Source organism: Halomonas sp. 3D7M (genome assembly GCF_014897885.1).
Taxonomy (GTDB): domain Bacteria; phylum Pseudomonadota; class Gammaproteobacteria; order Pseudomonadales; family Halomonadaceae; genus Vreelandella.
In genome coordinates this window covers 89,859-90,382 of the sequence record NZ_JABUZF010000258.1, presented here as the reverse complement: position 1 = coordinate 90,382, position 524 = coordinate 89,859, and the positions used below count along the sequence as shown (strand labels likewise).

The following is a 524-nucleotide window of genomic DNA, read 5'->3' as shown; positions in this document are numbered from 1 at the left end:
GACCACGACCACGACCACGACCATGCGCATGAGCACCACCATGCCCACTGAACGTGCCGCGCTAGAAAGCCATGACTTAGCCCTGCTAGGGCTAATGCAACTGGTCAGCCCCGCGCTACCCATCGGTGCCTTTGCGTTTTCCCAAGGGCTGGAAAGTGCCTTTGAACTGGGCTGGGTAAGTGATGAACAAAGCCTTTCTGAGTGGCTTTCTGGCGTACTGGAAGATGGCCTAACCCGCTGTGAACTGCCGCTGATCGCGCGCTTTTACACCGCCCTTGAGCAGCAGGACAGCGATGCAATCGCCCAGTGGGACGAGTGGTTGGCGGCTACCCGCGAAACCGCTGAATTAGCCGCTGAGGATAGCCGCTTGGGCGCTTCACTCAAACGTCTGCTGGGCAGTCTGGACTTATTACCCCGCCAGGATGAGCGAAGTGAAGGCTGTCTGCCGCCTTTACTACCTGCCCATGCAGGCTATGTGACGCTATTTAGCTACGCCCCTTTTATGCGCCGTGTGCCCCCGCGCC

2 pseudogenes (1 of these 2 only partly in view) are annotated in these 524 nt (G+C 59.0%); both read left to right on the top strand.

What is annotated here, in order from left to right:
- Positions 1 to 22: 22 nt before the first annotated feature.
- Positions 23 to 409 (top strand): annotated as a pseudogene (locus tag INT22_RS22185) (urease accessory protein UreF); the annotation flags it as partial.
- Positions 410 to 509: 100 nt separating this feature from the next.
- Positions 510 to 524: pseudogene (locus INT22_RS22180) on the top strand (hypothetical protein); its annotated part runs 69 nt beyond the window's last position; the annotation flags it as partial.